We start from the raw sequence: 24,805 nt of genomic DNA on the forward strand, positions 1-24,805 counted from the left end.
AGTCCTAGAAACCACTCTGCGATTCCCTAGGTGGGGCCCATTGCGGTAGGCAATCGAGGTCGCAATTAGTAAACTGGCACCGTAATTCAGCACCGTAATTCCCACTGGAGTGCACCCCTAGATTGAGACAGTAAAATTAGGGACAGCCCTTTTGGAGGAGGGTTTGATGTCCAAGATTGTTCGACGAAGATTTGGCCGAGCGTTCAAGCTGGAGGTGGTCGCTCGCATGGCGGCGGGCGAGAGCGGGACGGCGCTATCGCGCGAGTTGGGGATCAAGCGGACGATCCTGTACCGTTGGCGTGATGCGGTTCGCGATGGTGGCGAAGAAGCGCTACGCGATGGCCCCGGCCGCCCCAACGGCGTGGAGAAGGCAGCGATGGCGCTGGCGCGAGGTCCGGCGGCGCGCGCGCGTGACCTGAGCGAAGCGCGGCAGCAGATTGCCGAGCTGGAGCGCAAGGTCGGCGAGCAGCAGGTGGCGCTGGATTTTTTCAGGGGTGCCTTGCAGCGTATCGAGGCGTCACGTCAGCCGAGCGACGGCAATGGCGTGACGGGGTCATCGCCCAGATTCAGGCGATGACAGGTCTGCAAGGCTGTGGATCGATGCTGTCGGTGGAGCAGTTGTGCCGGCTCTCTCTGGTGAGCCGGGCCGCTTTCTATCGGCGTTGGCACGATAGCGCCCCCAAGGTCGAGGAGACGGCGCTGCGCGATCGGCTGCAACGCCTTTGCATCACGCACCGGCATTACGGCTATCGCCGGATCGTAGCGCTGCTCAGGCGCGATGACTGGGTCATCAACCACAAGCGCGTGCTTCGCCTGATGCGGGAGGACAACCTGCTGTGCCTGAGGAAGCCACTGTTCCGGCCGGCCACCACAGACTCGCGCCATGGCTGGCGGGTGTGGCCCAACCTGGCGCGTCATCTGATGCCCACCGCCGTCAATCAGCTGTGGGTGGCGGACATCACCTATGTCCGCCTGGCCGAGGCGTTCGTCTATCTCGCGGTGATCCTCGATGCGTTCAGTCGCAAGGTGGTCGGCTGGGCAATGGCGGATCACCTGCGCGCGGAGCTGGCGCTCGATGCGCTTGCGATGGCGCTGGAGCGGCGCCCGGTCGTATCGGGTGCGCTGGTCCACCACTCCGACCGCGGCGTTCAGTACGCGTGTGGCGATTACATCGCCCGTCTGGAGGCCGTCGGTATCCTGCCCAGCATGAGCCGGATCGCCTGCCCGTATGACAATGCGATGGCCGAGAGCTTCATGAAGACGCTGAAGCAGGAGCAGGTAAACGGCGCAGACTACCGCGATCTCGCGCATGCCAGGGCCGAGATCGGCGCCTTCATCGAGCAGGTCTACAACCGACAGCGCCTGCACTCCGCCTTGGCCTATCTGTCACCGGACGAGTATGAAGAAATGTCGCCAGGGGTGCTGCGCAGCAGCCCCTCGCCATGACAGCAACGCGCTGTCCCTAATTATCGTGTCTCAACACTGGGGTGCACTCCACCACCCATTTTACCGTCGACATGAAATCTGTCACCGAAATTCCGAAATTCGACCGAAATTCGGGTGTGCGCACGAACAGGGCACATCGTCACTGTAATCCCGACGCGAGATCTCGATCAATGACGTATCTCGCAGCTTGATGAGAAGTCTTTGCATTAGCAACATCTTCAAGCCAGACACCCCGCCTAGTATATCTTCAAAACCTCGATCAGCCCCGAACGCGAATCACCTTGACCTCGCCCTCTGAATGTCCTTCGTCAGCGTCAGGCTCTGGGGAGAGCCAAACGGAGGGGATAATAGAATGCGTGTTTTTGAGATCGCCGCTTTCGGCGCGGCATGCCTTGCGTCCGCGGCGCAAGCCCAGACAATGCCGGTACCGGCATCTCCAGCGTCGGTACTGCCGCCGGTTGCGCCCGCCGGACAGGCGGTATTGCGGACCGGCACGGAAGTGCCGTTACGCATGAGCGAGGGACTGACAACCAAGAACAAGGCGGTCCGCGTAGGCCAGCGGTTTCGAATGACCGTCGCCGAGGACGTGAAGGTCGACGGACAGGTGGTCATCCCGGTAGGCAGCCCGGCAATGGGCGAAGTGACCGATGTGCGGAACAAGGGCATGTGGGGAAAATCCGGCCATGTCGGCGCGCAAATCCTGTACGTCCAGGTTAATGGACGGCAGATCCGCATGAGCGGGACTTTCGACGACAAGGGCGTCACCGGCACCGCCGGCGTGGTAGCGGCCATCGCCTTTGTGCCGATCGCCGGCTTCTTCACGACCGGCACCAGCGCCAACATCCCGATGGGCGCAAACGTGAAGGGCTTTGTCGATGAGGATGTGCCACTCTCCTTTGCGGCCGCCAACGCGCCAGCCCCGCTGACGGTAGCTCCCGTCGCCGCGTCGATGACTGTAGCGGTCCCGACGCCTGCTGCGCCGGCCGTGCAGCCGGCGGCGAGCGTTCAGGCGCGATAACGCGCGGTTGAAATGAGGACGCACCCGTTCGCCGGAACGGGTGTGCCTTGCACGCTCATATGCGGGTGGCGGTGAGCGGGCGTAAGGTCGGGTGTTGCACGCGCCACGGAAACGGGAGGGCGGGGGATTTATGAGTTCGCGCCCTACTCAGTAGACTGACACCGTCATTCCTGACCGTAATTCTCACGACTGCATCGCACGCCGACCCATTTGTTCTGTGCTGTAACGAGCGCGACACTGGTCTATGTTATCCCTCCGATCAGGCGGCGTGCCCGTGAATGCGCGAGACGCGGATCGAGCATTGCAGCGGCGACCAGGCTGCTGGCGTGCTTTGGCGGCGCGCTTTGAAATGGGGGTGGATATGGGCAAGCAGGTAATCGTGGTCGGCTTCGATCCGGCCAGCATCGATTTCACGAGCGACTTCTTTCGCGGGAAGCCAATCACGGCGCAATCGATCCAGGCCGGGATCGATGCGGACCGCGAACGGGTGGCGGCGGCCGGGCACGATGTGGAATGGGTGATGGTGTCCTATTCCGGCGACCCCGCGGCCGAGGCTGCGCGTTTGCGCGAACGACTGGCCGCGAGACCCGCCGAACTGGTCGTGATCGGCGGCGGCGTCCGGCTGGACCCGGCATCGACGCCGATGCTCGAGGCGCTGGTCAATGCGGCGGCGACGGCCGGTGCGCGGCTGGGCTTCAATACCAGCCCGACCGATATCGCGGAGGCGGTGGAGCGGGGCTGATCGACATAGGTGGGGTTGAGGTTGAGGCCGAACGACGCTGAAGGCGGCGTTGCGGCCAATTAGTGCACCGTCACTGTAATTCGTCACTGTAATTCGGCAACTGCGCGCGTCAGGATCACGGTTGCCGCCTCGTTAGAGCAGGCTGCGCAGATGCCGGTCGCCGCGCCGCGAGATATGGCCGTCATAATCGACCTCGGCCGATTGGATATCGCCGGGTGGTTAGCCCCAGCCACGCCCCCATCGCGCGGTTTTTCTTGACGTTCTGCGGCTCCTCGATCGCTGTGACAAAGGACGTCGCACTGACCGTGCCGACCCCGAGGATCGACATCAGCAGTCGGCACGATGCGTTGGTGCGCGCTGTGGCGACGAGCTGCCGGCTGAGGTCAGCGGCCTGGCCGCGCAACGCCCGCGATCACCCCATGTAATTCGTCAACGGGTTGATGCGGGGATAAAGACTGTGCAATTCGACGCTCGATTAAAATGTACGGTACCAGAGATTAATTGGCCTCATGCGACGGCCACCGAACTCTTTAAGGATGACGCTGATGGCACTCAGTTATGCCGTCGCCATGAAATGCCCTCGTACCAACCGGGAGATATGATTCATGTATATTCTAAAAATTCGTCCCCGGTGGCTGTACTTAATACTCTCCGGCATTTGCTGGCCAGCCTGCGCACAAACGACCCTGCAACATGTTTCGAACAACACCGCCCTTCAAACATTATCCACTGTCACTCTTCAACGAATCATACGCGATGGGTTCTCGACGGCGGGAGATTCTCCACCTGTCACTTTTACCGCCAGTGCCAGCGCGTGTGCCCTGAACAGCGGCGCAGGCGACGGCGTGTCCCAGGTGCCCAGTGCAAACGGAAAATGCTGGCTTGCATCGACCACGTTGTTGGATATTCGAATGCCCGGCGGGGCGACGACGGCATCATCGTCCATCAACGCGACAGCTTTGACTAACATAGTCAATGCCGCCGGGGTCGCCTATGTGCCCGAAGGGCGCTTTCCGACGAATATCGGCTCTTCAGTAATGCCCGCTCCTTTGAAAGGGGTTGGCCAGATTGGAGATTCCTCGGGAAATTGGCGGGCGCCAAAATTCGACCTGATAAGGCAGGCACCATCAGCTTTGGGAACATATTCATCGCCCGACACCGCATTCAATGGTGATTGGCGTCACGCCGCTGGAGAAGAGTACCGCATCTACGGCGCCGCTACGCTCGGCCAGCCTTCTACGGGATACCAATTCACGCCCGAGGCATCGCCGCATTATCTTTCGATCTACAATGCATCCGGCTGGAATCAATCAACGTCAGGCAATGACGGGCGCACGGCGGCGGTCGGCTATCGCATTCAAAGCTATCAGGCGGGGCAAGGCGATCTGATCAATTTCAGTGGTACGTGCTTCGTGACGGGGCAACGAGCCGGCGCCACCAATTTTCTCGCCAACCCCGCGTGCAGCCTGTTCGCGGGCGATGCCTTTGCCGGTCAAGACGGAGTGTATCTCAATCCCATCGAGATCAATCTCGATGACCAAGGCAATGACGTTGCTGGCATCGGTGCGGTGTTCAACCTGCGGCGTACAAGCGCGATCGGGAATCTCGGCACGATGTGGGCAGGCGTCAGGCTGCAGCAGCAAGGCATCGGAGCTGTCGACACCGCGTGGAGCGCCACCGGCAAATATCGGTTCGGCCTCGATTTCTCAGGTGCGACGTTCGGCACCGACCAAGCCGCGCTCACCATCGCGAGGGGCCAGCGCATTTACGGCAACACAACCAATTCGGACCCCAACCTTCGCTTTCCCACTGCACTCGGAAACGACTGGATATCCAATGAAGCGACGATCCAAGGCTGGGAGTTCGTCGTTGCCGGCTCCAGTCAGCTTCAGATCAACGCGTCGCAGGTTACGGCCCTTCAGCCGGTTGCAGCCGTTGCCCTTACAGGGACCGCGAACAACTCGGCCGTCACACTTGCCGGACCTGGTTTCGTCGGCTCCGGAGCCTCCGTCGCCTGCGCAACAGGCCATAGCTGCGATCAAGTCTCCGGGACTTATACACTCAATACGGGCAGCGGCTCACTCTCAATCGGCCCTGTCCTAACGCTGACTTTCGGGATCGGACGGGGCCGTATTCCGAACTGCGCCATCAGCCTGCAAAGAAATGGAGCACCGCCCACGCCCCTCCTTGTCGCCAAGGTCGCGGCGACGTCTGGCATCACGTTTTATCCCGGTGCGGCTCTGACCGCTTCTAGCAGCTACAGTCTCGACTATTTCTGCGGCGGATCGTGACGGATTGACCCTCGCCTGATGTGAGGCGTCGTGAAGTCACTCACAACGCCTCACGCTCATGTGAAAACGATCTCGAAACAGCGCATTCTCGAAGGATTCTTTCATCTCCGCCATCCCTCGTCACGGGAATAGTTGGATGTGGGATGAACGCAGACGACGTTTGCGGGGGTAGTAAGAGAGAAGCGGCGACGGTGATACCGACTGGTCGAACTTTGCTTTTCTTTCCTTCGGAGAAAAGCAACCCTTCGACATGCTCAGGGCGAGCGGAGAAGGTGATCTCAGATTCCAGCCGCTCGTTTCATGGCCTCACTCGCGGGCGAAGGGCGGAAGGCAGCTTCGAATTCGGGTCGATGCAGACCCTCTTGCTTGCCCCCTGCCTTCTGGCGACTCGGTGATTTCGCGGGTGTCACACTCAGCCTTCCGCGGCTGCACGGCTCCCTCCCCTCCTTCTGACTGAGAGAGAGAGAGAGAGAGAGAGAGAGAGAGAGAGAGAGAGAGACTAGGGAGAGAAATTATTCCGCCGCCACCCGCTCCCGCCCGCGCTCCAAGAGCGGCGCGAGATATTGCCCGGTGAACGATCCCTTGGTCTTCGCCACCTTCTCCGGCGTGCCCTCGGCGACGATCTCCCCGCCCTTCACGCCGCCCTCCGGCCCGAGGTCGAGCACCCAGTCGGCGGTCTTGATGACATCCAGGTTGTGCTCGATGACCACCACCGTGTTGCCCTGGTCGACCAGGGCGTGCAGCACTTCGAGCAGCTTGCGCACGTCCTCGAAATGCAGGCCGGTGGTGGGCTCGTCGAGGATGTAGAGGGTCTGGCCGGTCGCGCGGCGGGACAGTTCCTTGGCCAGCTTGACGCGTTGCGCTTCGCCGCCCGACAGAGTCGTCGCCTGCTGGCCGACCTTGACGTAACCGAGACCGACCTCCGCCAGCATCGCCATCTTGTCGCGGATCGGGGGGACGGCCTTGAAGAACTCGACCGCGTCCTCGACCGTCATGTCGAGCACGTCGGCGATCGACTTGCCCTTGAACTTCACCTCGAGCGTCTCCCGGTTGTAGCGGGCGCCGTGGCACACGTCGCACGTCACATAGACGTCGGGCAGGAAGTGCATCTCGATCTTGAGCAGGCCGTCACCCTGGCAGGCCTCGCAGCGGCCGCCCTTGACGTTGAAGCTGAACCGGCCGGGCTTGTAACCGCGCGCCTGGCTTTCCGGCAGGCCGGCGAACCAGTCGCGGATCTGCGTGAAGGCGCCGGTATAGGTCGCGGGGTTGGAGCGCGGGGTGCGGCCGATCGGCGACTGATCGATGTCGATCACCTTGTCGAGATATTGCAGGCCGCTGATCTTCTCATGCTTGCCGGCGAGCACGCGCGCGCCGTTGAGCTGGCGCGCGGCGGCGGCATAGAGCGTGTCGATGGTGAAGCTCGACTTGCCCGAGCCCGACACACCGGTGATGCAGGTGAAGGTGCCGAGCGGCAGGCTGGCGGTGACGCCGCGCAGATTGTTGGCGGTGGCGTTGTGCACCGTCAGCTTCTTGCCGTTGCCCTTGCGTCGCGTCGTGGGCACCGCGACCTCGCGTGTGCCGTTGAGATAATCCGCGGTGACGCTGCCCGTCGACGTCAGGATGTCGTCGAGCGTTCCCTCGGCCACGACCGCGCCGCCATGGACGCCGGCGCCGGGGCCCATATCGATGATGTAATCGGCCGAGCGGATCGCATCCTCGTCATGCTCGACCACCAGCACGGTATTGCCGAGATCGCGCAGGCGCCGGAGCGTCTTCAAGAGCATGTCGTTGTCGCGCTGGTGCAGGCCGATGCTCGGCTCGTCGAGCACGTAAAGCACGCCCGAGAGGCCCGAGCCGATCTGCGAGGCGAGGCGGATGCGCTGGCTCTCACCGCCCGACAGCGTGCCCGAGGTGCGATCCAGGTTGAGATAATCCAGCCCGACATTGTTGAGGAAGCCGAGCCGTTCGAGGATCTCCTTGAGGATGCGTTCGGCAATGGCGTTCTGCTGCGTCGTCAGATCCGACGGGATGGCGGTGAACCAGGCGAGCGCATCGACCACCGACAAATGGGTGACCGAGGAGATGTCGCGCATGCCGATCTTGACCGCCAGCGCCTCGGGCTTGAGGCGGGCGCCGTGGCAGACCTCGCACGCGGCGCTGCTCTGGTACTTCGACAGCTCCTCGCGCATCCAGGCGCTTTCGGTCTGGAGCATGCGGCGGTTGAGGTTGCCGATGACGCCCTCGAAGGGCTTGCGCACGTCGTACGACTTCTTGCCGTCGATAAAGGTCAGCGTGACGGGCTTGCCGGCGGTGCCGTGCAGGATGATCAGCTTCACTTCGCCGGGCAGATCCTCCCAGGGCGTGTCGAGGCTGAAGCCGAATTCGCGCGCCAGGCTGCCCAGCACCTGCATGTAATAGGGCGAAGGCGGGTTGGATTTCGCCCAGGGGACGATCGCGCCCTTCTTGATGGAGAGCGCATGGTTGGGAACGACGAGTTCCTCGTCGAACAGCAGCTTCTCGCCGAGGCCGTCGCATGCGGGGCATGCGCCTTGCGGGGCGTTGAAGGAGAAGAGGCGTGGCTCGATCTCGGCGATGGTGAAGCCGGAGACCGGGCAGGCGAATTTTTCGGAGAACACGATGCGGTTGGCGGGGATGCCGGTGTTCTTCATCTTGCCTTCGGGGACGAAGGTCTGGGGGGCTTCCTTGACCTTACTCCCCTCCCGCTTGCGGGAGGGGTCGGGGGAGGGCGTGTCACCAAGGGCGGCGCTGCTTGCGGACAGGCCCTCCCCTAGCCCCTCCCGCGAGCGGGAGGGGGATATTTCGGCCACCGTCGTATCGACCAGATCCACATAGGCCAGCCCCTCGGCCAGCTTCAGCGCGGTCTCGAAGCTGTCGGCGAGGCGCGTGGACATGTCGGGGCCGACGACGAGGCGGTCGACCACCACCTCGATGTCGTGCTTGAATTTCTTGTCGAGCGCGGGGGCTTCGTCGATCTCGTAGAGCTCGCCGTCGATGCGGACGCGGGTGAAGCCCGCTTTCTGCCACTCGAGCATTTCCTTGCGATATTCGCCCTTGCGGCCGCGCACGACGGGGGCGAGCAGGTACAGGCGCGTGCCCTCGGGCAGGGCCATGACCCGGTCGACCATCTGGCTGACGGTCTGCGCTGCGATCGGCAGGCCGGTCTCGGGCGAATAGGGAATGCCGACGCGCGCCCAGAGCAGGCGCATGTAATCATAGACCTCGGTGACGGTCGCGACGGTCGAACGCGGGTTGCGGCTGGTGGTCTTCTGCTCGATCGAGATGGCGGGCGACAGGCCCTCGATATGGTCGACATCGGGCTTCTGCATCAGCTCGAGGAACTGGCGGGCATAGGCCGAGAGCGACTCGACATAGCGCCGCTGCCCCTCGGCATAGATGGTGTCGAAGGCCAGGCTCGACTTGCCCGAGCCGGACAGGCCGGTGATCACCGTGAGCGTGTCGCGCGGGATGTCGATCGAGACATCCTTGAGGTTGTGCTCGCGCGCGCCGCGCACGGAGATATGGGTCAGCATAGACCGTTATGTTCCATATTTGTTCGGATTCGGCAAGAGCCGCTACCGGGCAATATAGGAACGCGCGGCGCGGTTTCGAGCCGCGACCGTGTTGCTTTCGATCAAGGGCTCGCGCTGGCCTCGACATAGCGGGTGTCGGTCGGCCCGATGCCGGTGATGTAGAGCGTCACCGGATCGGCGCCCGTCCGGGCGAAATGGGCGACGTCGCCGGGTTCGGCGTAGAAGCTGCCGGGCGGGAGGGGCTTGAACGCGGCGTCCGGTGCCTTGTCGCCATAGCCGAAATACCAGGTGCCGGCGACGACGGTGGCGGTGCGATCGTCGCGGTGGCGGTGGGCGGCGATGCGGGTGTTGGCGGGGACGGTCAGCGCGATGGTGTAGAGGCCGGCCTTGGTCGGGTCGCCGGAGAGAATGCGGGTGCGGATGCCCGCCACGCCCGAGGTGCCGGCGCCGGCGCCTAGCATGGGCAGCGCGGCAATGTCGGCGGGGGCGAGGCGGAGGTGACCGCCCTCCCCCGACTGCCCCGCCCCTGTTTGGGCGGCGCTGGTGGCGGCGAGCGGCAGGAGTGCCGTCGCCAACCAGAGCCGCGCCTTCACTTGCCCGCGTCCAGGAAGCCGCGAACCAGCGTCACGGTCGCGTCGGGATTCTCTTCCATGATCCAGTGGCCGGAACCGGGGACCACGCCTTCGGTGACATTCTCGGCGCCGGCGCGCATCACCACCGCCATGGTCAGGCCGAAGCTCTTCTCGCCGCCGAGCGCGAGGACCGGCATCTTGAGCTTGCCGTTCGCGGCGAGCCAGGCGCGGTTGTCGATCGCGTCCTGATCGAAGGCGGCGAATTGCGCGAAGCCGGAGTGCATCGCGCCGGGCATGGCGTAGAGTTTTGCATAATGCTCGCGCGAGCCTTCGGTGAAATGCGCGGGCACCGCGGAGAATTCGTTCCAGAAGCGATCGAGATAGATGCGCTCGCGCCCCGCCACCAGCCGCTCCATGTCGGGCCCGCCGAAACGGAAATGCCAGAGCAGCGGGTTCTTGAGGATCTCCTCCCATGGGCCGACGCCGGGCACCGGCGCATCGATCAGCACGAAGCGGCCGACCCGGTCGGGGTGGAGCGCGGCAAAGGCGAAGCCGACCATGTTGCCGATGTCATGCGTGACCAGATCGGCCCTGGCGATCTTCAGCCGGTCGAGCACGCCGAGCACATCGCCCGCCTGATTCTTCTTGTCGAACCCGCCGGACGGCTTGGAGGACAGGCCGAGGCCGCGCAGATCGGGCACGATCACGGTGTGGTCGCGCATCAGGTCGGCCGCCATCGGCGCCCACATGTCGCCGGTCTCGCCATAGCCGTGCAGCAGCACGACCGCGGGGCCCTTGCCGCCGACCCGGACATGGATGGTCGCGCCGTTGGTGGCGATCTCCTCGGTATGGAAGGCGGCCGGATAAGGCGGCACCTGGGCGGCGGCGGGCGCCGCCATAATCAGCGCGGCGCCGGCGAGCATCAACGAACGAAGCATCGGATTTCCCCTGTTTGGGCGCCATCGGGGCCGCCCGTCTTGCCGAGGAAAATGATCGCTATCGGTTGTTCGGACTAGTAGCATAAAGCTGAAACTTGTGTCCGGGATAACCGAACGATGATGAAGATGGACGGGCTCAGCGCCTTTGCCGCGATCACTGAGGCCGGATCGATCAGCGCGGCGGCGCGGCGGCTGGGATTCGCCAAGTCAGTGGTGAGCGAAAGGCTGGCCGAGCTGGAGCGCACGTTGGGCACAAGACTGATCCAGCGCACCACCCGCAAGCTGACCCTGACCGAGGACGGCCACAGCTTCCTGCCGCGCGCGCAGCAGATCCTGTACCAGGCGCGCGAGGCGGCGGCGGAGCTGGCGCAGCGGCGGGGGACCTTGGCCGGGCCGCTCCGGGTATCGGGACCGGTCGGCTTCGGCATCCTGCATCTGGGGCCAGCGCTGAACCAGTTCCTGCGCGACCATCCCGATATCGACCTGACGCTGGAGCTGGACGACGGATTCGTCGATGCGGCGGCGAGCGGGTTCGACGCGGTGATCCGCCACGGTCCGGTCGGCGACACGCGGCTGGTGGCGAAACGGCTGGCGGTGACCCGGCGGGTGCTGGTCGCCACGCCCCGCTATCTGGCGGAGAAGGGCCGGCCCCGCACCCTGGCCGAACTGGCGGGGCATTGCGGCATCCTCTACGCCAATCGCGACGCCGACTGGCGCTTCGCCGGGGCGGACGGCTGGACGGTGCTGCGGCCGCGCGCCGCGCTCCGGGTGAACAACGGCCTGGTGATGCGCGATGCGGCGCTGGCCGGGCTGGGCATCACGCTGTTGCCGACTTTCTTCGTGCACGAGCAGTTGGCGAGCGGGGCGCTGGAGATCGTCGATATCGGGATCGAGGCGGAGGGCGCCGAGCTGTTCATCGCCTATCTGCGCGACCGCAGCGCCTCGACCAAGATCGCCGCGCTGACCGCGAGCCTCAGGCGCAGCTTCGGCGACCCGCCTTATTGGGACCGGGCTTAGTTACTCTTCCGCCGGAACGGGATGACCAAAGTGGCACGCTCCACGCCGCCGGGGCGGTCGAGGAAATAGACGGTGAAGCCGTCCGGCCCGGTGCGCTGGAAGGTGATGCCGTCGAAATAGAAAAGATCGCCGTCGCGCGCGACCAGCGGGCGATCGACATAGCCCTGCTGCGTCTCCCATCCGGCAAGCGCCGGCGTGAAATGCTTGACCCGCACCGCGAGCGAATCGCCGGTCTCGACGAACACGCTGATCTCGTAAAAGACCACGCCCTGCGGGCTGACCGCGCGGACGAAACCGGGCATGTGACCGAACGCCGCGCCGAGCACGACATGCTCGACCGGCCCCTCCGGCATGGCACCGATCCAATGGCCCTCGATCCAGGCCATGTCGGCGATCCTCGCCGGCGGCGCCGGCCGGCGCTGGTCGAGCAGGCGGATCATCGAACGCGGACTGGTCTGCGCGGCGGCGGTCGCGGGGAGCGCCGCGAGGAGCGCGCACAGGACCGCGCGTCGCGCGAGGCCGTCAGCCGGCATGGTCATGCGTCCCGATCTGGCGCAGCATCGTGAGCGCGCCGTCCGCGCCCCGGCGCCACAGCCGCAGCCCGCCGCCCCGGGTGACCCCGGACGACCCGCCCGCCCGCCAGGCGACGCGGAACTTCCCATATTCCAGGACATAGCCGCCGAAATCCTCGAAGCCGGTATTCCAGACCCGCACTGAGTCGAAAGTCGCGCCGCGCCCCGCATTGACATAGGCAGTGAGAAAGGGGCGGAGCTCCGCGATCCCCGCCCTTGGGGTGTTGGCGAAGGGCATGAACATGCCGTCATCGGCATAAAGCGCGAGCTGCGCGGCCACGTCATGATCCTGCACGGCGCGGGCATTGGCCCGGTTCAGGGCATCGAGCCGGGCGGCGAGCGGCCCGCCGGCGGGAGACGCCGGGGGTGCCTGCGCCGGCAGTGCGACGACGAAGGACGACGGGTCCGCCAGTGGCCGGAGATAGCCACGGACATCGGCCTTGAGCTTCAGCGCGCCGTCCGGTCCGGTGCTCCACACATTGACATATTTGCCGCGCTCCTCCTCGATCCCGCCGCCGGACAGCCGCCAGGCGATGGTGAAGAGGCCGGTTTCGACCAGCACGCCCTTGCCGAGATCGATCACCTCCGCCGCCACCGGGACATAGCCGGTCACGCGGCGGCGGACGGACATGGCGCGCTGATAGGCCGCGATCCGGGTGCGGCCGTACAGGGCCGGCTGATATTCCGGCATGCTGATCGCGTCGGGCAGGTACAGCGCGGCGAGCGCGTCCGCGTCGCCGGCGATCATCGCCGCGCCGAGCCGGCCATGCGCGGCGGTCACGCGGTCGCGCGGCGCGGTCGGCGGCCCGAACAGCAGGTGCCGGGCGAAAAAGGGCAGCACGTCGGTATAGACTCGCCCGTCCTCCCCCCAATGCCGGTCGCGAAAGCCGCCGGCATGTTCCTCCGCTTCGTGCGGCACGCCGAACTCGGCGAGCTGGCGCGACAGCGCCTGGTTGCCGGCGATATGGTCCGCGATGGTGTCGCCCCGGCCCCAGTCGATCTTCAGCCCGCGCAGCGATTTCAGATTGTCCGCATAGTCGGGGACGAGGCCGGCCAGATCCATGTCTTCATGGAATCGCTTCATCACCGCGCTGTCGACCAGCAGCTGCCCGTCCACCCGGCGCGCGGGCGGATCGAAATAGAGCGGCGGCCGATCGGGATTGGGCGAGAAAGCCTGGTAGATAGCGGTGAAGATCCGCGAAAAGCTGTCGTCGCCGAGATCGTCGAGCGAGCGGGCACGAGCGAGCAGATCGAAATTCGGGCGGCTATAGGTCGTCTGCACGCCCGGCCCGGTGCCGACCGCCTGCATCCCATACACCGTGCCGAAGATTTCGGGATGACGCATGCCGAAACGGACCGCGCCATAGCCGCCGACCCCGTCCCCGACGACGCCGCGCGAATCCCGGGTGGCGAGCGTGCGATAGGTCGCATCGACCCAGGGCACCAGCTCGCGCACCATGAAATCCTCCCAATTCCCGGTGGCGGAGGAGTTGACGTACCAGGAACTGCCCGCCGGCGTGGAGAAGTCCGCCGTCACCACGATCACATCGCCGATCACGCCGGCGCCGATCGCCTTGTCGAACAGCGCGCGCGCATCATGGCTGGCAAAGGGCTCGCGATGATCCTCGAAGAAATGATTGAGGTAATAGATCACCGGGAAACGCCGCGATCCGTCGGCATAATGCGGCGGCAGATAGACGGTGACGTTGCGCAGCGGCGAGACCCCGATCCGACTCTCGCCGAAACTGACCGAGCGCAGCTGGCTGGTCACCAGCCGGCTCTGCGCCTCCGCCAGGCTGGGCGCCGCGAGCAGCGCCAGCAACAGGCCGAAAAACAATCCTATGTGGCGCATGGATACCCTCCCCGCTTGCCCGCGCATCGGGGCATGCGGCGGCGGCGGGCGGCAAGGTGCTTTCGCCGGGCGGGACCCTGGGCTCGCCGGGCGGGATCAGCGGGCTAAATAGCGGTCGACCGCCGCGCGATAGCGCCGGCTGAGACGCAGATCGGCGCCGCAGGTCAGGCGCAGCACGGCATCTCCATGCGCGGCCGGGCGGATTTCGGCCAGCCGGTCGAGACGGACGATCGCCGAGCGATGCACGCGGGCGAACGCTTCCGCCGGCAGCCGCGCCTCGAGCGAGGCGAGCGATTCATTGAGCAGCGCGGCGCGGCCGCCGGCATTGACCTCGGCATAGTCCCCCGCCGCCGCGATCCAGTCGATCTGGTCGAGCGGGATCAGCCTGACGCTGCCATGCGACCGCACCACCAGCCCGGGCGGCCCGGCCAGCCCGTCCAGCATCCCGCGCAGCCTGGCGCCGTGCGGCGCGCCGGTCGCGAGCTGGCGGCAGACCCGTTCGAGCACGCGACCGATGCGCAGATCGTCGAACGGCTTGAGCAGATAATCGAGCGCCTCCACCTCGAACGCCCGGACCGCATGCTCGTCGAACGCGGTGACGAAGACGGTGAGCGGCATGGTCTCCACGCCGACTGCCTCGATCACGTCGAAACCGGTCATTTCCGGCATCTGGACGTCGAGGAACACGAGATCCGGTCGCAGCGCACCGATCGCCTCGACCGCGGCGCGGCCATGATCCGCCTCGCCCACCACTGCGAACCCGCCATGCGCCTCGATCGGCGCGCGTACCGCGCGGCGAGCGAGCGGCTCGTCGTCGACGATCAGGGTGCGGATCATCGCGGCATCACGACGGTCACGCGGAAACCGCCGCCCGGCGCGGTGTCGATGGCGAGCGACTGGCGGTCGCCATAAAGCTGGCGCAGGCGCAGCCGGGCATTGCCGAGCCCGACGCCTTCGACGATCTCGGCGGCGCCCTTGCCGTCGTCGGCCACGATCAGCCGCAGCTGCCCGTCCTGAAGTGCCGCCTCGATCGTCAGCGTGCCGCCCGCCACGACCGGCGCGATGCCGTGCCGCACCGCATTTTCCACCAGCGGCTGGAGCAGCAGGGCCGGCACCGGCACGACCAGCGCCTCGGGCGCGATGCGCCGGACGATACGCAACCGCGAGCCCAGCCGCGCCTCCTCGATCGCCAGATAGGCGTCGGTGAAGTCGAGCTCGTCAGCGAGCGCGGCACGCTGCGACCGGTGCTGGTCGATCGACAGCCGCAACAGGTCGCCGAGCCGCGCGATCAGCCGCTGCGCGGTGACCGGATCGTCCGGCACCAGCGCGGAGATGGCGTTGAGCGTGTTGAACAGGAAATGCGGCTGGAGCTGCGCCCGCAGCGCCGCCGTCTCGGCTTCGGCGAGCCTTGTCTCCAGCCGGGCGGCGGCGACCTCGCGGTCGCGCAGGGTGCGATAGGCACGCGCGCCGAGCACGATCCCGACGATGATCGCGTAGATCATCAGCTGAACATGGATGCTGCTGGTGAGCTTGAGCAGCAACAGGTCCTTGCTCCACGGCGCCCAGGCCGCCTTGCCGTACACCATCGCGTTGAGCGACGCGTAAAGCGCCGAGTGCAGCACCGCGACGCCAACGCCCGCACCGAGATGGATCGCGAGCAGCCGTGCGATGCGCCGCTCCCCGGCGAAGCGGCGCGCCACCGCCACCACCAGCGGCGTCAGCACCGCCCAGGCCGAATACCAGGCGACGCCATTGCCGAAGGCGGGCAGCCAGGGTTGCGGCGTTCCGGCGGTGAGCCCGGCGACATAGCCCTGGACCGAGGTGATCAGCGCGATGACGAGCCAGATCGCCCAGATTCCGGCGAACCGGACGAGCGCGTTTCCCCTGGCCGGCTGTCCTGTGACTGGCGCGATCATGCCCGTTTCATGCCCGATCGGCGCGACGCGGGATAGACGCGATTCCGCCGCGGTCCCGGCGCCGATGGAAAAGAAGCTTGTCATTGCCGAACGACTCGGATATGGAAAAGAAACTTTCCATAGGAGGCCCCAAAATGACTTCGGAACAGTGGCGCGTGATCCGCGTCGCGCTGGCGGCGCAGCTCGGCTGGACGCTGGCCTATATCGCCGTCCTGCTGGCGGCCGTGCTGCTCGCGTTCAAGGTCGACGGACTCGATGCGTGGCGTAGTGCCGTCATGCTGGTTCCGCTGATCCCCGCCGCGGGGCTGCTGCGCGCCACCGTCCGGCAATTCCGAAGGATGGACGAGATGCTGGTGCGCAAGCAGCTCGAAGCCGTGGCCTGGGCGTTTGGCGCGGCGCTGTTCCTGATGGTCGCCTATGCCCTGCTCGAAGTGGTCGGCTGGCCCCGGCTGCCGATGTACGTGCCGCTGATCCTGCTCAGCCTGATCTGGACCGGGTGCATCTGGACTCAGTGGTTCCGTTACCGGTGAGGAACCGGCTAAAGGCATTGAGGGCGGAGCGGGGCTGGTCCCAGGTCGATCTGGGGGCGCTGCTCAAGGTCTCGCGGCAGACGGTCAACGCGATCGAGAATGGCCGATACGACCCGAGCCTGCCGCTCGCCTTCGATATTTCCAAGGTATTCGGGATGACGATCGAAGAGCTGTTCTTTCCGGACTGACGTTTCGTTCGAGGTACGACCGTTGCCGGATTGTCGGCCCGAACGCGACAAGCAGCGTGGAAGTGCCGGGCGTCACGAGCTTTTCCGAGGCGCAATGACCCGACCCGCGACCGGCAAATAACGGCGTCAAGCATCGATCCGGATAGAACGGATTCCGGATAGACTTTGCTGTCGATATTGGCGGCAGTTCTGCAAGACTGCGCGTCGCACCAGGCGTACATTTCAAGAATATAGTTCAGGCGATCGAGTCGTCGTCCAAGACATGGTGCCATTCCATTAATGGATTGCGCGTCCGGCGTCTGCGCGTTTTCTGAGAAAACGAGATGGAGAGGCTTGATATGTCTTATATACCAAAAGGGCGGCTTACGGCCCTCCATGGAAGCGTCGCCATGTTGCTTGTCATGGGCACGCTGGCTGTCGTCCCCACAGCCTCGGCGCAATCGGGCAGCCTGCAGGCGTCCGGGCCGCTGGTCCGCCAGGATTTCTCCGATTGTGGCAACAACAATGTCAACGGATCCAACCCCGCGAACAATGGCGGCCAGGTGACGATCACCCAGACCGACGCCGGGGACACCATCGCCGCCGTGCAGATCAGCCGCGGCACGCCCAACACCTCCTATGATTTCTACTGGAAATGCCAGCGCGGGCTGGGCCAGGTTCGTACCGACGCCAGCGGCACGGGCAGCGCGAGCTTCGCCTTCAAGGCGGGCGCCGGATCGACCCTGACCTTCGACATGTATCCCGCCGGCGCCCCTCCCGGGAACAAGTTCCAGAGCGTGCGGATCACGCCGGTGCGCGTCACCACCCAGCGCAAGTCGGTCCTGCAATTGAGCGCGACCGAACTGGCCAGCCTGCGCAAGGGCGTCGCGCAGATGAAGGCGTGGAACAGCGAGCCGCGCGGCAGCGCCAATTTCCGCCGCAGCTGGATCTACTGGGCGAACATGCATGCCTATTTCGGCACCGGATGCGCCAATGTCTCGGGGCTGAGCGCCGCGGGCATGAGCGGGCTTGCGGCCCAAGCGAAGAGCAATGCCGACGAGAATGCGACCTGGTGCACCTGCCAGCACGGCACGATCCAGTTCCTGACCTGGCACCGCATGTTCCTCTATTATTTCGAGCAGGTGCTGCAGAGCGCGGCGGGCGACGCCAATCTCCGGCTGCCCTATTGGGATTATGAGTCCAACGCCCAGATGCCGGCCGCCTATCGCGACCAGACCTATGTGAATTCGGGCGGCCAGACCGTGGCCAATCCGCTGTATATCCCCAACCGCCAGGCGCAGCTCAATGCGGGCACGAGCAACCTCGCCCCGTCGGTCGTCTCGACCACCAATGCGATGCAGCAGACCAGCTACAGCCCCTTCAACGGCGCGATCGAGCAGACGCCGCACGGGGCGGTGCACTGCGCGGTCGGCGTGGCGAACTGCCCGACCGGCTATATGGGTGCAGTGCCGGCGGCGGGGAACGACCCGATCTTCTACACTCACCACACCAATATCGACCGGCTCTACGAATGCTGGCTGCAGGTGAACCAGGCGGCGCGGCTGCCGAACAACCCGAACCAGCTGGGCACCAATTTCAACTTCATCGACGGCAGCGGGGCGCTGGTGACGCGCACGGTGAAGGACATGCTCACCACCGCGCAGCTTGGCTACAGCTATGCCGGTGGTGGCGGCTGTCCGGCGACGCTGAAGATCAACCTGCCGACTGCGGTGCTCCAGGAGAAACCGTTACGCGTCTATCCCCTAGTCGGCCCGACCCCGTTGCAGCGCGGCACCACCGTGCTGCCGCTGAAGATCGCGCCCGAGATGAAGGCATCGATGCTGACCGCGACGCCGCAGAAGAATGGCGAGGCGCCGCGATCGGTGGTGGTGATCGACGGCTTCACCTATGACGAAGCGCCGGGCGTGCTCTACGAGGTCTATATCCAGGGCGCCGGGGGCAAGCGCGTGCTGCTGGGCGTGATCAACTTCTTCAACCTCACCGCGCCGCATGGCGACCATGGCGACATGGCCGGCATGACCGCGAACGCGCCGGACGAAAAGAGCTTCGACGCGACCGAGGCACTGAAGGCGCTGGGCAGCGACGACACCTCCCTGGTGATCGAGCCAAGCACCGGCGTGACGGGCACCACCCCCAATCTCGCCGCACGGCAGATCAGCCCGAAGGCCAATGTCCGCTTCAGCTCGGCACGGATCGAGCTGCGCTAGCACCGGCATCCCCTCCCCGGGTGCTGGCCGCCGACGGCCGCCGGAATGCGAATTCCGGCGGCCAAGGCATTTCCACCCCTCCGGATTGACGTTTTTCCCCACGAAATCGCCGCCCATGCGCGCGATCCTGCAATCTTCGCCCTCCCCTTGCGGGTGCTGCGCCGCAGCATAGACTGCACGCTCGACTCAAGGGGGAGAGAGATGGTCCGACCGTTCAAGTGCGTGATCGCCGGCAGCCTGGCGGCGGCGTTCGGTGCCTCCCCCGTTTCCGCGCAGGTGGTTCATGACGGCGCGCCCACCGCGGCGATCGCCGGTTCGGTAACGGTGCCGGCGGGCGCGACCACGCTTTATGTCAGCGGGTTGCTGCCCGATCCCGTCCCCGGCACGGCGGAAACCGATCCGGGCCGCTGGGGCAATACCGAGACCCAGGCGCGTTCGGTGTTCGCCAAGATCAAGGCAGCACTCGCCGCGAAGGGCATGGAGCCGGGCGATGTGGTGATGATGCGCGTCTATCTGGCCGCCCCGCCCGGCGCGTCGGCGATGGATTTCGCGGGGATGATGACCGCGTACAAGGAAGTGTGGGGCACCCCGGACCAGCCGCTCAAGCCGGCGAGGGTGACGGTGCAGGTCGCTGCCCTGGTCGCGCCGCACTATCTCGTCGAGGTCGAGGTGACCGCGGCCAAGGTCCCCGCCAAGTGACGACGCGCCGGGCCTTCCTGCAGGCGATGGGAAGGGCCGGCGGCTATAGCGCGGTCTATCTGTCGATGCAGGCGATGGGCCTGCTGGCCATGCCGGCGATGGGCGCGACGCGGATCGTCGACCTGCCGGCGGGATCGGGCACCGGGCGCTCCGTCGCGATCCTGGGGGCGGGCATCGCCGGGCTGGTCGCCGCCTATGAACTGGGCAAGGCGGGGTACAAGGTCACCGTGCTCGAGGCGCGCGGGCGAGTCGGCGGGCGGGTCTGGTCGATCCGCGGCGGCGACCGGATCGAGCAGACCGGGCGCGAGGACCAGATCTGCACCTTCGACAACGGATTCTATTTCAATGCGGGCGCGGCCCGGCTGCCGACCGCGCATACCGCGATCCTGGGCTATGCCCGGGAATTCGACGTGCCGATCGAAGTGATGGTCAACGTCAACCGCGCCGCCCGGCTCGATTTCGGCGGCCGCTCGATCACGGAGCGCCAGGCGGTCAACGACACCAAGGGCCGCTTCGCCGAGCTGATCGCCAAGGCGCTGGACCAGGGCGCGCTCGATGCGCAGGTGACTCAGGCGGACCGCGAGAAGCTGCGCGCCTATCTCCAGCAATGGGGGGCGCTCGACCCCAAGGGCGTCTATCGCGGATCGGACCGGGCGGGCTTTCGCGACAATCCCGGCGGCTATGCCAATCCCGGCGTTCCGATGGATCCGCTGACGCTCGACCAGATCGTCGCCGACGGTTTCTGGGGCGGCGGGCTGACCTTCGAGGAGACGTTCGACCAGCAGGCGCCGATGTTCCAGCCGGTCGGCGGCATGGATCGCATCGCCTATGCGATCTATGCGCGGGTGAAGGACGATGTGCGGCTCAACACGCCGGTCAAGGCGGTGCGGCCGATGGCGCGCGGCGTGCGCGTGCTGCTGGCGGACGGCGGCGCGGTCGAGGCGGATTATTGCCTCTGCACCCTGCCCGCCACCATGGTGAAGAAGATCGACATGCCGCTGTCGCCGGCGAAGAAGGCGGCGCTGGCCAACACCGTCTATGCGCCCTCCGCCAAGGTCGCCTGGGAAGCGCCGCGCTTCTGGGAGCAGGAAGGGATCTATGGCGGCCTCGCCTTCACTGACGCGCCGAGCCAGCTCATCTGGTATCCGAGCGGCGGGTGGAATGCGCCCAAGGGCATCCTGATCGGCGCCTATGCCGCGGGCGGCCTGGGCAATGCGTCAGGCTTTTCCGGCATGCCGCATGCGCAGCGGCTGCGGGTCTCGCGCGAGGTGATCGAGCGGATGCATCCGGGCAAATCGGCCTTGCTGACCAAGGGCGTGACGGTCGCGTGGAACGAGACGCCGTGGAGCGAAGGCATCGCCGCGCGCTGGACGCCGGAGCAGCGCAAGACCGACTATGCCGAATTGTGCCGGCCGGAGGACCGTATCTTCTTCGCGGGCGAGCATCTGAGCTATATCGGCGCGTGGCAGGAAGGCGCCGCGCTGTCCGCGCACGAAGCGATGAGCCTGCTCCACACGCGCATGGTCGCGGACCGGATGACGAGCAGCAAGCTGGCCTGAGCCCCTTTCCCGATCCCCACAACCTCCGATGAACCGCGGGTCCAGAGCGGGTTCAGATGCGTTGTGCCACCTCTTGGCCAGATTCACAGCCAGAGGAGCATAAGCCATGGCCGGAAAGACCCATCTCACGCTGAGGCTCGCCAGCGCCACCGCGCTTGCCCTCGTGCTTGCCGCGTGCGGGCAGCAGGCCCGACAGGCGAGCGTCGACGCGCCCACCAACACGCAAGCCGCAGCGGCGCTGCCGCCGCTGCCCGTCGTCCAGCCGCTGGCCGAGGGACCGGCGACACCGATCCGTTCCGCGCCGCGCGCCGCCGCGCTGCCGGCGGTGCAGCGGCTCGGCTATGCCGACGCGCCCTATGACGATCGCTACGCCTGGATCGACCGTGCCGACTGGATCAGCGACACGATCGGCGACGCCCCGCCCGATTATTATTTCGACTATGACGGTGTCGAGCCCTGGGCGTGGGAAACCAGCGGCGATTACATGACCTATGCCGAGCCGATCGATGACGGCTATCGCTATTATTATTACGAGCCGGGCGCCGACTATCCGTATCTCGTGCGCGATCCTTCCTACACCTATGGCTATCGCGACGGTCGGATCGCCAGCGTCTATGACCGGCAGGGCCGCTATCTCGCGGCGGCCGAGGCGCAGCGCCAGGCCGAGGCGGCGTCGCGCTATTATGCCCGGGCACAGGCGTTGCGCGCGGCGGCGCGGGACCGCGACCGTCGCGGCGTGGCCGCGGCGCAATGGGCGGCACGCCGCCCGGTGATCGCGGCGGCCCGTACCGACTGGCGCGACGCGCGGCAGCGGGTGCCGGACTGGCAGGCCTATCGCCAGCGCAATGCGGCCGAGGAAAGCCGGCGACTCCAGCCCGAGCGGATCGTCCGCGAACGGGCGGCGGAGCGCTTCGCCTCCTGGCAGCGCGAGGGCCGGACCGGGCCGCCGCCGCAGCTCTATGTGCCGGCCGATCGCGGCGGGGGCGCCCGGCAGATCGAGCAGGCGCGCCAGCAGGCACAGCGCGCGGCCGAGCTGCAGCAGCAGGCACAGCGCCAGATGGGGCAGCAGCGCGCCATCCAGGAGCGCCAGCAGCAACAGGCGGCACAGCAGCAGATACGCGACGCCCAGCGCGCGCAGGCCGATGCCCGGCGCGATGCCGCCGGGCAGCAGACGGCGGCGCAGCAGCAACTGCAGCTACAGGCTGCGCGGCGCGATCAGGCCCGGCGCGAGCATGTCCTCGAGGCTCAACGCGCCACCGAGCAGCGCGGTCAGCAGATGCGCCAGCAGCGCGACGCGCAACGCCAGCAGGTCGAACAACAGCGCGCCGCGCAGCAGCCCCAGCAGGCCCAGCAGCAAGCGGCGCAGCAACGCACGCAGCAGGCTCAGCAGCGCGCCGCCGAGCAGCGTGGTCAGCAAATGCAGCAGCAACGCGCGGCGCAGCGCCAGCAGGCCGAGCAGCAACGCGTCCAACGGGCCGCGCAGCAGCAACAAGCCCAGCGCGCCGCCGAACAGCGCGGCCAGCAGATGCAGCAGCAACGCGCGGCGCAGCGGCAACAGGCCGACCAGCAGCGGGCGCAACAACGCGCCGCCCAGCAGCAACAGGTGCAGCAACGCCAACAGGCGCAGCAGCAAGCGGCGCAGCAACGCGCGGCGCAACAGGCCCAGCAACAGGCGGCCCAGCAACAGCAGCGCGCCGCGCAACAGGCCCAACAAGCGCAGCAACGCGCCGCCGCGCAACGCCCACAGCCTGGCCCGGGGAACGGCAGGGATCACAATCGCTGACACGCTGCGCAGTTGAAGGGAGCCTGTGACGGTGTAGAGTTGGCGGCTCGTTCTTCATGGGGTGCGCCTTGATCGATCGTCGCCATGTCCTGGCCAGCGCCGCCGCCTCGGCGGCGCTGGCGGCCTCCCCCGCCCTTGCCCGGACCGGGCGCACCGACTGGCATGCGCTGGCACGGGAGGTCCGCGCGGAGATGGCCTGGGCCTGGGCCGAATATCGCCAACTGGCCTGGGGCCAGGACGAGATCAGGCCAGTCTCGGGCACCAGCAAGTCCTTCCTGTTTCCCGGCCAGACGGTCGGGCTGTCGATCGTCGAAGCACTCGACACGCTGTGGCTGATGGGGCTGGACGCCGAGCTCGAGGACGGGGTGCGCTGGATCAAGCAGTCGCTGCGCTTCGATCTCGACGGCGATGCGCAGGTGTTCGAGGCGACGATCCGGCTGGTCGGCGGGCTGCTCTCCGGCCATCTCGCGACCGGCGAGGCCAAGCTGCTCGAACTGGCGCATGATCTCGCGACGCGGATGATGCCCGCCTTCGATACGCCGACCGGCATGCCGATGCGCTACGTCAATCTCCGCACCCGCAAGACCCGCGATCCGCTGAGCTTCCCCGCCGAGATCGGCGGCGGGCTCGCGCCGGAATTCCTCACCTTGTCGAAACTCACCGGCGAGAAGCGCTTCGGCGAAGCGGCGGTCGACGCGATGCTCACGCTGTATGGGAAACGGTCGAAAATCGGCCTGCTCGCCGATACGATCGACGTGACCACCGGTGCCTGGACCACGCGCGTCGCCACCATCGGCCCGCCGACCGACAGCTATTTCGAATATCTGTGGGATACATGGGCGCTGACCGGAGATCCGCGCCTGCGCGACGCGTACACGAGCTGCACCGCCGCGATCCTGGCGCATCTCACCGACCGCACGACCGGCGACCTGTGGTTCGCCAATGTGGATTTCGAGACCGGCGAGAAGCTCGACCTGGTGCAGAGCGAGCTGTCCGCTTTCTATCCCGGGTTGCTCCGCGAGGGCGGCAAGCCCGGCGAGGCCAGAGCGGCGATGCGCGGCTGGGAAAAGGCGCAGGACAGGTTCGGCGTACTGCCCGAGGCGTTCGACCCCACCAACTGGTCGATCACGTCCAGGGGCAATGCACTGCGCCCCGAGCTGGCCGATTCAGCCTTCACGCTCTGGCTGCACGATCGCGACGAGCATTGGCGGCAGGTCGCGCGGACGCACTTCCTTGCCATGAAACGCACGAGCAAGGTCGCCCATGGCTATTCCGGCCTGCGCGACGTCACCGTGGCCGGGGCATGGAACGATGCTTGCCCCGGTTACTGGTGGTCCGAGCAGATGAAATATTACTGGCTGATCTTCAGCGACTGTCCGCGCTTCGACTATCGCGACAATTATCTGTCGACCGAAGGCAATGTGCTGAAGGGGCTGAAGCGATGAGCCTTGAGGGCGGGTGCACCTGCGGCGTGGTGCGCTACCGGCTGAACGACGCGCCGATGTTCGTGCATTGCTGCCACTGTACGAGCTGCCAGACCGAAACCGGATCGGCCTTCGTGATCAATGCGCTGATCGAGGGGGATCGTATCGACCTCCTTGCCGGCGCGCCGAAAGCCGTGATGACTCCGTCGGAAAGCGGCGCGGGTCAGGAGATCATGCGCTGCCCCGACTGTCATGTCGCGTTGTGGAGCCACTATGCCACGCTCGGGCGCAAGCTGGCGTTCGTGCGCGTGGGTACGCTCGACGCGCCAGGCGCGGTGCCGCCCGACGTCCATATCTTCACCCGGTCGAAGCTGCCCTGGGTCGCGCTCCCCGAGGAGGTGCCGGCGGTGGAGATCTATTACGACCGCGCGGCGCTTTGGCCTGAAGCAAGCCTGATGCGGCGCGAAGCACTGGTCGCCTAGGCAAGATTGCCCCTTTTC

At 66.2% G+C, this 24,805-nt stretch carries 22 protein-coding genes and 1 pseudogene; 14 read left to right on the top strand and 9 right to left on the bottom strand.

The genetic code is table 11. The annotated features are described in order from the left end of the window. The first annotated feature begins 166 nt into the window (after window positions 1–166). The 4 genes from ACZ1I5_RS15850 to ACZ1I5_RS15865 all read left to right on the top strand — a co-directional run bounded on the left by ACZ1I5_RS15850 (window position 167) and on the right by ACZ1I5_RS15865 (window position 3,206). Entirely contained in the window at window positions 167–577 is a 411-nt protein-coding gene (locus ACZ1I5_RS15850) for a transposase (protein WP_465169738.1), read from the top strand. A gap of 23 nt (window positions 578–600) precedes the next feature. Beyond that, entirely contained in the window at window positions 601–1,446 is an 846-nt protein-coding gene (locus ACZ1I5_RS15855) for an IS3 family transposase (RefSeq protein ID WP_465169739.1), read from the top strand. A 352-nt stretch (window positions 1,447–1,798) separates the two neighbouring features. Next, window positions 1,799–2,464, top strand: a complete 666-nt coding sequence (locus tag ACZ1I5_RS15860) for a hypothetical protein (protein ID WP_465170201.1) — start codon at window positions 1,799–1,801, stop codon at window positions 2,462–2,464. A gap of 361 nt (window positions 2,465–2,825) precedes the next feature. Next, entirely contained in the window at window positions 2,826–3,206 is a 381-nt protein-coding gene (locus ACZ1I5_RS15865; protein WP_465170202.1) for a hypothetical protein, read from the top strand. A gap of 101 nt (window positions 3,207–3,307) precedes the next feature. On the opposite strand, the pseudogene ACZ1I5_RS15870 reads toward ACZ1I5_RS15865, so the two are convergent. After that, window positions 3,308–3,612 (bottom strand): annotated as a pseudogene (locus ACZ1I5_RS15870) (transposase); the annotation flags it as partial. 333 nt (window positions 3,613–3,945) lie between these two features. Then, window positions 3,946–4,152, bottom strand: a complete 207-nt coding sequence (locus ACZ1I5_RS15875) for a hypothetical protein (RefSeq protein ID WP_465170203.1) — start codon at window positions 4,150–4,152, stop codon at window positions 3,946–3,948. 13 nt (window positions 4,153–4,165) lie between these two features. Between ACZ1I5_RS15875 and ACZ1I5_RS15880 the strand changes: the two genes are divergently transcribed. Further along, on the top strand, window positions 4,166–5,497 hold the full coding sequence (locus ACZ1I5_RS15880; protein ID WP_465170204.1) for a hypothetical protein: 1,332 nt from the start codon (window positions 4,166–4,168) through the stop codon (window positions 5,495–5,497). A 512-nt stretch (window positions 5,498–6,009) separates the two neighbouring features. On the opposite strand, the gene uvrA is transcribed toward ACZ1I5_RS15880, so the two are convergent. The 3 genes from uvrA to ACZ1I5_RS15895 all read right to left on the bottom strand — a co-directional run bounded on the left by uvrA (window position 6,010) and on the right by ACZ1I5_RS15895 (window position 10,558). Further along, complete coding sequence (gene uvrA / locus ACZ1I5_RS15885; RefSeq protein ID WP_465170205.1) at window positions 6,010–9,048, bottom strand: excinuclease ABC subunit UvrA; 3,039 nt, start codon at window positions 9,046–9,048, stop codon at window positions 6,010–6,012. 101 nt (window positions 9,049–9,149) lie between these two features. Then, window positions 9,150–9,623 (bottom strand): cupin domain-containing protein, encoded by a 474-nt coding sequence (locus tag ACZ1I5_RS15890; RefSeq protein WP_465170206.1) that lies wholly within the window; start codon window positions 9,621–9,623, stop codon window positions 9,150–9,152. A 14-nt stretch (window positions 9,624–9,637) separates the two neighbouring features. Then, window positions 9,638–10,558: an alpha/beta fold hydrolase gene (locus ACZ1I5_RS15895; protein ID WP_465170207.1), complete on the bottom strand. Its 921-nt coding sequence runs from the start codon at window positions 10,556–10,558 to the stop codon at window positions 9,638–9,640. A gap of 117 nt (window positions 10,559–10,675) precedes the next feature. On the opposite strand from ACZ1I5_RS15895, the gene ACZ1I5_RS15900 reads away from it, so the two are divergent. Then, window positions 10,676–11,575: a LysR family transcriptional regulator gene (locus ACZ1I5_RS15900; protein WP_465170208.1), complete on the top strand. Its 900-nt coding sequence runs from the start codon at window positions 10,676–10,678 to the stop codon at window positions 11,573–11,575. Here the strand turns inward: ACZ1I5_RS15900 and ACZ1I5_RS15905 are convergent. The 4 genes from ACZ1I5_RS15905 to ACZ1I5_RS15920 form a co-directional block, all read right to left on the bottom strand. Then, the gene (locus tag ACZ1I5_RS15905) at window positions 11,572–12,114 is read right to left on the bottom strand and encodes a DUF6265 family protein (protein ID WP_465170209.1); all 543 of its coding nucleotides are present in this window, start codon (window positions 12,112–12,114) and stop codon (window positions 11,572–11,574) included. The two genes, ACZ1I5_RS15900 and ACZ1I5_RS15905, sit on opposite strands and share 4 nt — an antisense overlap. After that, window positions 12,098–13,999, bottom strand: coding sequence for an alpha/beta hydrolase-fold protein (locus tag ACZ1I5_RS15910; RefSeq protein ID WP_465170210.1), 1,902 nt, complete (start codon window positions 13,997–13,999; stop codon window positions 12,098–12,100). The genes ACZ1I5_RS15905 and ACZ1I5_RS15910 overlap by 17 nt, the downstream gene beginning before the upstream one ends. Window positions 14,000–14,095: 96 nt before the next feature. Next, the gene (locus ACZ1I5_RS15915) at window positions 14,096–14,836 is read right to left on the bottom strand and encodes a LytR/AlgR family response regulator transcription factor (RefSeq protein ID WP_465170211.1); all 741 of its coding nucleotides are present in this window, start codon (window positions 14,834–14,836) and stop codon (window positions 14,096–14,098) included. Beyond that, window positions 14,833–15,915: a sensor histidine kinase gene (locus ACZ1I5_RS15920; protein ID WP_465170212.1), complete on the bottom strand. Its 1,083-nt coding sequence runs from the start codon at window positions 15,913–15,915 to the stop codon at window positions 14,833–14,835. The genes ACZ1I5_RS15915 and ACZ1I5_RS15920 overlap by 4 nt, the downstream gene beginning before the upstream one ends. 134 nt (window positions 15,916–16,049) lie before the next feature. Here ACZ1I5_RS15920 and ACZ1I5_RS15925 point away from each other — a divergent pair, with 134 nt between their 5' ends. The 8 genes from ACZ1I5_RS15925 to ACZ1I5_RS15960 all read left to right on the top strand — a co-directional run bounded on the left by ACZ1I5_RS15925 (window position 16,050) and on the right by ACZ1I5_RS15960 (window position 24,787). Beyond that, window positions 16,050–16,445 (top strand): hypothetical protein, encoded by a 396-nt coding sequence (locus ACZ1I5_RS15925; protein ID WP_465170213.1) that lies wholly within the window; start codon window positions 16,050–16,052, stop codon window positions 16,443–16,445. Continuing rightward, complete coding sequence (locus tag ACZ1I5_RS15930) at window positions 16,442–16,633, top strand: helix-turn-helix transcriptional regulator (RefSeq protein ID WP_465170214.1); 192 nt, start codon at window positions 16,442–16,444, stop codon at window positions 16,631–16,633. Before ACZ1I5_RS15925 ends, ACZ1I5_RS15930 begins: the two co-directional genes overlap by 4 nt. Window positions 16,634–17,022: 389 nt before the next feature. Continuing rightward, window positions 17,023–18,840 carry a tyrosinase family protein gene (locus tag ACZ1I5_RS15935; protein ID WP_465170215.1) on the top strand — a complete coding sequence of 606 codons (1,818 nt, stop codon included), beginning with the start codon at window positions 17,023–17,025 and terminating at the stop codon, window positions 18,838–18,840. Between the two features lie 201 nt (window positions 18,841–19,041). Beyond that, entirely contained in the window at window positions 19,042–19,539 is a 498-nt protein-coding gene (locus ACZ1I5_RS15940) for a Rid family hydrolase (RefSeq protein ID WP_465170216.1), read from the top strand. Beyond that, window positions 19,536–21,098, top strand: a complete 1,563-nt coding sequence (locus ACZ1I5_RS15945; RefSeq protein ID WP_465170217.1) for a flavin monoamine oxidase family protein — start codon at window positions 19,536–19,538, stop codon at window positions 21,096–21,098. Before ACZ1I5_RS15940 ends, ACZ1I5_RS15945 begins: the two co-directional genes overlap by 4 nt. A gap of 106 nt (window positions 21,099–21,204) precedes the next feature. Continuing rightward, the gene (locus ACZ1I5_RS15950; RefSeq protein ID WP_465170218.1) at window positions 21,205–22,881 is read left to right on the top strand and encodes a hypothetical protein; all 1,677 of its coding nucleotides are present in this window, start codon (window positions 21,205–21,207) and stop codon (window positions 22,879–22,881) included. Window positions 22,882–22,949: 68 nt separating this feature from the next. Beyond that, window positions 22,950–24,326, top strand: a complete 1,377-nt coding sequence (locus tag ACZ1I5_RS15955) for a glycoside hydrolase family 47 protein (protein ID WP_465170219.1) — start codon at window positions 22,950–22,952, stop codon at window positions 24,324–24,326. Next, window positions 24,323–24,787 (top strand): GFA family protein, encoded by a 465-nt coding sequence (locus tag ACZ1I5_RS15960; protein ID WP_465170220.1) that lies wholly within the window; start codon window positions 24,323–24,325, stop codon window positions 24,785–24,787. The genes ACZ1I5_RS15955 and ACZ1I5_RS15960 overlap by 4 nt, the downstream gene beginning before the upstream one ends. Window positions 24,788–24,805 lie beyond the last annotated feature (18 nt).

Source organism: Sphingomonas sp. BL-S-30 (assembly GCF_055521475.1).